Genomic DNA, 7,309 nt, shown 5'->3' on the forward strand with positions numbered 1-7,309 from the left:
CCCCTCAGGTACGCCCTTACAACGACCACCCGACGCCGCCCCGCCCCCGCGACACCGCAGCCTGCCGCAGTCTGCGCACCGCCCACGCCGACCGGCTGAGGCCGGCGCCGGGGCCGACCGGGCGGGGCGCCTCTGTCAGGGGTTCATCTCGTACATCCCGACCAGGGCGGTGACCTGAGCCCAGACCCGGGCGGTGCGCTCCGGGTCGGCGACCGGGCGGCGGACGTGGGCGAGCGCCCAGGCGGCCTGCTCGTCGCTGGTGGCTGTCTTGCCGTGCAGTTCGGTGGCGTGGGCGGAGAAGTCGCGCACCAGGATGTCGAAGATCTCGTCCAGCAGGTCGGCGTCCAGGCCGGTCAGCGCGGCCTGCTCCAGGATGAGCTGGCCGTAGACGACCAGCGCGAAGAGCTGCCCGACGGCGAGCAGGAAGTCAAGGTCCCGCTGCTGTTCCTCGGTCGGGGCGTGCCCGGCGAGCAGCGTACGGAGTCCGTCGGCCTGCTCGGTGAACCGGGCCACGTTCGGCAGGTGGGCGTGCGCGGCGTACCCGGCCCGCCAGTCGTGGAAGCGGATCTCGCCCAGGCCACGCGCGGGGCCCTGCCGGAACAGGAACTCGTCGTCGGTCGGGTCGTGGCGGGTCGGCACCGGCGGGAACTCGGCGGGGGCGAACAGGTAGTTCGCCATGAACTTGAGGATCAGCGCCAGGTTGACGTGCACGGTGCCCTCGAGCTTGGGCAGGCCGCGAATGTCCCGGGCGGCCTTGTCGAAGTAGGTGTCGGCCTCGAAGCCCTTGGCGGCGATGACGTCCCAGAGCAGGTCGATCACCTTCTCGCCCTCGGTGGTCACCTTCATCTTGGTCATCGGGTTGAACAGCAGATAGCGGCGGTCGTCCGGACCGGCCGACCGGAAGTAGTCGACGGCCCGGTCGCTGAACGCCTTCATCGCCACCAGGCGGGCGTACGCGTCGGTCAGTTCGCGGCGTACGTGTGGGAAGTCGGTGACCCGCCGGCCGTAGAGGACCCGGTTGTGGGCGTGGGTCACCGCCTCGTACATGGCGTGTTCGCAGATGCCGATGCTGGCGGTGCAGAGGTTGAACTTGCCGACGTTCACCGTGTTCAGCGCGGCGTCGAAGGCGGCCCGGCCGGTGTGGAGCACGTCCTCGGCGCGCACCGGGTAGTCCTCCAGGCGGAACTCGCTGACGAACATCTGCGCGTTGACCACGTTGCGCACCAGCCGGTACGCCGGGTGCCGGCTGTCGGCGGCGAAGAAGACGTACCCGTCGGGGCCGTCGACGTCGGTGCGGCGGCCGAAGACGGAGACCAGGCCGGCGACGTTGCCGTTGCCGATGTAGTACTTGCCGCCGGTGGCCCGGAACCCGCCTTCGCCGTCGGGGGTGAGCAGCATGTCGGTGGAGTAGATGTCGGCACCGTGGCTGCGCTCGGAGAGGCCGAAGGCCATCACGTGCCCGGAGTCGAGCAGGGCGGCGGCGCGGGCCCGGGCGGCGGTGTTGGCGCTCTGCCAGACCGGGCCGAGACCGAGGACGGTGACCTGCCAGGTGTACCAGTAGCCGAGGCCGTAGAAGCCGAGCACCTCGCTGAGCGCGGCGTTGCGGGCGGTGTCCCACCGTTTGGCCGGGTCGCCGCCGCCGTCGGAGGCCGGGGTGCAGAAGGCGGCGAAGAGGCCCTCCTTGGCGGCGAAGTCGAGGAAGTCGCCGTACCAGTCGTGCCGGTTGTAGCTGTCGACGAGGGCCTTCTTGCCGCGCTGCTCGAAGAAGTCGACGGTGGCGCGCAGCAGCCGCCGGGACTCGGGGTCGAGGTGGGCGGGGTCGTAGGTGTGCGGGTTGAGCAGCGGCGACGCCGGCATGGGGGTCCTTCCTGAGGATGGTGGGTCGGGTCAGTGGTCGAGGGCGCGCAGGGTGACGAGGACGTCGTCGAGCCAGGCCAGCACCATCCGCTCGTACGCGATGCCGCCGCGCAGCACGACGTGCTGCAGCGCGGCGCGGGCGTCCGGGGCGGCGACGTCGGGAAAGTCACGGCGCTCCCCGGCGAGGTAGCGGGCCAGGAGGGCCTCGTGGTCGGCGCGGTACCGCTCGACCTCGACGACGAGCGCGGCGCGGCCGGCCGGGTCGGCGAAGGCCGCACCGCGGATCTTGACGGCCAGTTCGTGCCGCACCGCCTCGGGTTGCACGGGCGCGTGCAGCCACTCGGTGAGGGCGGCCCGGCCGGCGGGCGCGGCGGACCAGCGACGCTTGTCCGGCCGACCCTCCTGGTCGACCTGCTCGGCGGTGACCCAGCCGTCGGTCTCCATCCGTCTGAGCACCCGGTAGATCTGCTGGTGGGTGGCGGTCCAGAACCGGCCGATGGAGCGGTCGAAGCGGCGGGCCAACTCGTATCCGGATGCCGGCTGCTCCAGCAGGGCGACCAGGATCGCGTGTTCGAGGGCCATACCGGCATCCTGCTATGCAACAAGTTGCATAGGCAAGATTCGCGGGGATCCGTCACACGACGACGCCGCGCTCCGGTGGAAGCGCGGCGTCGTCGGACAGGGGACGGAAGGTCAGTGCCGGGAACCGCCCGGCCGCCGGGTCAGCGCCAACCCGAGGGCGATCATGCCGACGCCCAGGAACAGGTGCAGCCAGTTGTCGGCGGTGTTCATCGGGACGAAGTTGGCCGGGCTGTCGTGCCCGACGACCAGACCGTAGAGCCAGAGCACCAGGTAGATCGCGCCCCCGCCGACCAGGTAGGAACGCGCACCCGACACGCTGCGGGCCAGGGCGAGCCCGGCGACGCCGAAGAGCAGGTGCACGATGTTGTGCAGGATCGACACCTGGAAGAGCCCGAGCAGCTTCGCCTGCGACTCGTGCCCGGCGAACTTCATCGTGTCGTAGTCGGTGGTGATGCCCGGAATGAACCCGAGCAGCCCCACCAGCAGGAACACCACACCGACGACCTGCGCGGCGCGACGGACCGGGGATGCCCCCGTCCCGCGCCCGGTACCGGGCCGGTTCACCATCTCAGTCACCCCCGTTGACGTTCGTGTGCCCGGGGATGCCCCGGACGGGCCGCCCCAAACCCGGCGAGCCGGGGCAATCTCGGTCCGCTCCTCACCGTGCGGCCAGTCGGGCGGCCAACGCCGCGCGCAGGGCCTCGATGCCCTGCCCGGTCCGCGCCGAGACCGGCACCGCCTCCGGGTACGCCCGGCACAACGCCCCGACGTACTCCGGCGGCGCAATGTCGATCTTGTTCAGCACGAGCAACTCGGGCACGTTCCCCGCGCCGATCTCGTGCAGCACGCCATGCACGGTGGTGATCTGGTCCAGCGCGTCCGGGGCGGCGGCGTCCACCACGTGCAGCGCGAGATCGCTGCGGGTGACCTCCTCCAGGGTGGAGCCGAAGGCGTCCACCAGTTGGTGCGGCAGATGCCGGACGAAGCCGACCGTGTCGGTGACCGTGTAGCTGAGCTGGCCGGTGGAGATCCGGCGCACCGTCGGGTCCAGCGTCGCGAAGAGCACGTCCTGGACCTGCGCGTCCGCGCCGGTCAGCCGGTTGAGCAACGCCGACTTGCCGGCGTTGGTGTAACCGGTGAGCGCCACCGAGGGCACCTGGTTGCGGGCCCGCCGGCCCCGGGTGCGTTCCCGCCGGCGGCCGACCTCGGCCGCGCTGCGGCGCAGCCGGGTCGCCCGGTCCCGCAGCCGGCGACGCTGCGTCTCCAGCCGCATCTCACCGGGACCACGCACGCCCATGCCCGCGCCGCCGGCCATCCGCCCACCACCGACCCTCGACATCGACCGTCCGTCGCCACGCAGCCGGGGCAGCTGGTACGCGATCTGCGCCAACTCCACCTGCACCCGCCCCTCGCTGGTACGGGCGTGCTCGGCGAAGATGTCGAGGATGAGGGCGGTGCGGTCGACCACCCGCACCCCGACCCGTTCCTCCAGGTTGCGCACCTGCCCGGGGCTGAGTTCCCCGTCGGCGATCACCACGTCGGCGCCGGTACGCTCGGCGACCACGGTCAGTTCGTCGACCTTGCCCGACCCCAGGTAGGTGGCCGGGTCGGGGCGGGGCCGGCTCTGCACCACGGCCTCCGCCACGGTGAGCCCGTCGGTGTCGGCGAGCCGGCGCAGCTCGGCCAGGGAGGTCTCGCTGCCCGGCCCGGTGCCGTCGCCCCCGTCCTGTGGGCGCACCGCCACCAGCACGGCCGTCGGGCGCTGCCCCGGTGCCGGCCGGACGCTGTCGCCCATCAACCACGAACCCGCCATGCTCGACCGCCTCACCTTCGTTCGGGTGCCACGGGAGCTACCCCGCACCGACCGGACCATGCCGACCGGTTGGCGGTTGATCCCGACCCGTCCGGTCTCCCGGTGGCGGAAGGTGCTCACACAGCGCGGCGTACTCGGCCACGGTCAACCAGGACGGGTTCGCTCCCATCGGCTGCCGCAACACCTCGGCCCCGACCAGCCGGGGATCGGCGCGCAGCACCGCACGGGGCACCCGGTCCGGCGGGTCGAGGACGGCCAGGTCGAGCGGTACCGTCCACGGCTGTCCCGGCCGGCCCGGTACGGGCGGGCCGGTGACCCGGCCGACTCCCCAGACGCCGTAGCCCCGGGCCCGGCGGCTGCCACTGGCCCAGAGCACGACCGGCTGCCCCCCGGTCATCATCCGCACCCGGTAGCCCGGACGCACGCACCACCCGCCGACCCACGGGTCGGCGGCGAGCCGGGCGTCGAGGTCCCCGACGTCGGCGTTTCCCTTGAGCAGCCACGCTCCCAGGTTCTGCGCCGTCACGTGTCGGTTCATGGGGTGCTGGTGCCCACCCACGGGCCGGTCAACCGCATCGTCGTGGCGTTGACCACGTCACCCTGCGTTTACGCCGGCGGCGGGTGGAGACTTTCCCCGTGACCACAAAGGGGGAGACCGTGCCGGAGACCGATCAGCAGCCGCGAGGCCGGGGACGCACGCCCGAGGGAGTGACCGACCCGCTACTGTGGCGGCTCGCCACCGACGTGGCCGAGGCGCACCAGCCCGACGAGACGGGCCACTGCGACAACCTGCTCTGTGACGGCCAGGCCTGGCCGTGCGAGGCGACCCGCAACGCACGGCGCGCGCTGGTGCTGGCCGGGGCGGCTCCGCAGGAGCGCACCGGGCCACGGTACGACGACGAGCAGTGGCCGGCACGGGAGGGGACGCTGCCCACCCTGCCGCAGCGCCACTCGCGTACCGCCGCAGCCGCCTGACCACGCGCACACCGCCCGCGCGTACCCTCGCCATGCCCCGCGCGGCCGGCGGCGTGATGCCGTACGCGCCCGGCCGGCGGCGTCAGGACCGCCGGCCGGAGTCGTCCGGACCGACTCCCCGCGAGCAGCCGGGGAGAGCGGGCCCGACACGGTGAGCAAAGAAGAACCCGGGCTCTCAGCGCGTCGGCGGGGCGGCGACGGGCACCGAGGGCGGCGAGCCGAACGTGGTGAGGAACCGGTCCCGGAAGGTGTCCATCCGCCAGACCGGCGCGTCCGGGCCGGGGCGCAACCCCTCGTGCCAGTTCCATTCGGACACGCGCGCCAGCACCGCCGGGTCGCGGGTGACGATGGTGATCGGCACGTCGCGGCTGGCGTTCTGGCCGGTGATCACCGGCGAGGGCTGGTGGTCGCCGAGGAACACCAGCACCAGTTTGTCGTCGCCGTAGGTCTGCACGTACGAGATCAGCGAGTTCAGCGTGTACTCCACCGACCGCCGGTAGCCGGCGCGGATCTCGGCGAGGCTGCGACCGCCGAGCGGCGGGTTGGCGGCCACCGAGGTGGGGCGCTTGTAGATCGACCCGTCGCCGATGTGGTTCCAGTCCAGCAGCCGGGGGATCGCCCCCCACGGTGAGTGACTGGAGATCAGCGGAATCTCCGCCATGACCGGCGCCCGGTCCGGTCGGGCCCGTTCCCGTCGCTGGAACTCCGCCAGGGTGTACTGGTCGGGCATCGGGGCGAAGTTGAACTTCGGGCCACGATAGTTCAGGGCGGCCGTGTCGTAGTACCGCTCGTAGCCGAAGAACTTCCCCTCCGGCCACGGTTGGAGGGCTGCCGGCATCACCCCGACGGTGTCCCAGCCGGCTCGGCCGAAGGCGCGGTTGAGGGTGAGCCGGTCGCTGTCCAGGAGGGTGGAGTGGCGCTGCTCGTTGTCGACCCAGACGCCGGCCAGCAGGGTGTCGTGCGCCAACCAGCTACCGCCGCCCACCGTCGGCGAGGTGAGGAAACCACTGCGCGCGCCGAAGCCGGCGGCGTTCAACCGCCGGTAGCCGTTGTCGAGCAGCGCGTTGATCTTGGGCGCGTACTCCGGGTTCTGCACCGCGTCCCGGCCGTAGCTCTCCACGAACGCCAGCACGACGTCCCTGCCCCGCAGACCGGCCAGCAACTGGTCGCCGGGGACGTCCCGGAAGGCGTCGACCCGCGTCGCCTCCGCGAACTCCTTGCGGTCGTGCAGCGCCTTGCCGACCTGGCGGGCGTGGTGCTCCACCAGCGCCGTCGAGCGGTGGTCCGCCACCGGCACCCCGAGCGTCGCACCGGCGACCCAGATGACGGCCAGCGCCGCGAGCACCCGGACCGCCGTCCGGTTGTGCGCGGCCACCAGCCGGGTCAGCCGCAGCATCGCCCGCACACTCAGCACCAGCAGCCCCACGAGCAGGGCGACCAATCCGACGAGCGCGCCGACCGCGCCGGGGCGGCCGACCGACTCACGGACGAACGCGTACGCGTCGGCGAGCAACCCCCAGTCGTAGACCAGGTTGAAGTTGCGGGCCAGGCTGGCGGCCATGCCCATGTCGAGGAGCTTGACGATGGCGAGCAGCGCGAGACCGACCCCGAGCGTCACCGCCGCCGCGCGGCGGGCCCAGCCGCGCAGCACCAGCAGCAGCGCCCCGGCGACCAGCGCCTCCACCGGGATCCGCAGGAACACCGCCGGACTGAGCTGGTCCAGCTGGTTCGGGGCGGTCAGCAGCCCGAACAGCAGCACGAGGGCCAGCGCGGTGGTCACCGCAGCGGCCACCGACCGCAGCCGTCCCCGGCTCCGCCCGGCCGCCACGGTGTCGTTCCCCGACCCGCCCACCGGGCCGTCGTCGCTCGCCTGTGGAGTGGGTAGGTCACCGGCCGGTTCCGCGTCACGCCCGGCACCCGGGATGGGTCGGTCGCCCGCGGCTCCCGCGTCACGCCCGGCACCCGTGGTGTCGTCGCCGGGGGTCAGGAACGCGTCGCCGGATGGCGGACTGGCTGGCGACGCGGGGTCGGGCCGGCGGGCGGTGTCGGCGGGACCGTCTCCGTCCGAAAGCTGGGGGTGGG

At 72.8% G+C, this 7,309-nt stretch carries 7 protein-coding genes; 1 reads left to right on the forward strand and 6 read right to left on the reverse strand.

What is annotated here, in order from left to right:
* Positions 1 to 135: 135 nt before the first annotated feature.
* From E1182_RS27805 to E1182_RS27825, 5 genes are all read right to left on the reverse strand, one after another.
* Positions 136 to 1,857, reverse strand: coding sequence for an acyl-CoA dehydrogenase (locus E1182_RS27805; RefSeq protein WP_132270706.1), 1,722 nt, complete (start codon positions 1,855 to 1,857; stop codon positions 136 to 138).
* Positions 1,858 to 1,887: 30 nt separating this feature from the next.
* Positions 1,888 to 2,439 carry a PadR family transcriptional regulator gene (locus E1182_RS27810; protein WP_132270707.1) on the reverse strand — a complete coding sequence of 184 codons (552 nt, stop codon included), beginning with the start codon at positions 2,437 to 2,439 and terminating at the stop codon, positions 1,888 to 1,890.
* Positions 2,440 to 2,550: 111 nt separating this feature from the next.
* Positions 2,551 to 3,006, reverse strand: coding sequence for a DUF4383 domain-containing protein (locus tag E1182_RS27815; protein WP_132270709.1), 456 nt, complete (start codon positions 3,004 to 3,006; stop codon positions 2,551 to 2,553).
* Positions 3,007 to 3,097: 91 nt separating this feature from the next.
* A complete protein-coding gene (gene hflX, locus E1182_RS27820; RefSeq protein WP_132270708.1) occupies positions 3,098 to 4,252 on the reverse strand; it encodes a GTPase HflX in 1,155 nt (384 codons plus the stop codon).
* A 37-nt stretch (positions 4,253 to 4,289) separates the two neighbouring features.
* Complete coding sequence (locus E1182_RS27825) at positions 4,290 to 4,790, reverse strand: hypothetical protein (RefSeq protein WP_207921542.1); 501 nt, start codon at positions 4,788 to 4,790, stop codon at positions 4,290 to 4,292.
* A gap of 98 nt (positions 4,791 to 4,888) precedes the next feature.
* Here E1182_RS27825 and E1182_RS27830 point away from each other — a divergent pair, with 98 nt between their 5' ends.
* Positions 4,889 to 5,227, forward strand: a complete 339-nt coding sequence (locus E1182_RS27830; RefSeq protein WP_371687612.1) for a hypothetical protein — start codon at positions 4,889 to 4,891, stop codon at positions 5,225 to 5,227.
* A 175-nt stretch (positions 5,228 to 5,402) separates the two neighbouring features.
* Here E1182_RS27830 and E1182_RS31340 read toward each other — a convergent pair.
* On the reverse strand, positions 5,403 to 7,309 hold a 1,907-nt coding region (locus tag E1182_RS31340), incomplete at its 5' end, for a sulfatase (protein ID WP_165942739.1).

The organism is Micromonospora sp. KC721, assembly GCF_004348355.1.
GTDB lineage: Bacteria > Actinomycetota > Actinomycetes > Mycobacteriales > Micromonosporaceae > Micromonospora.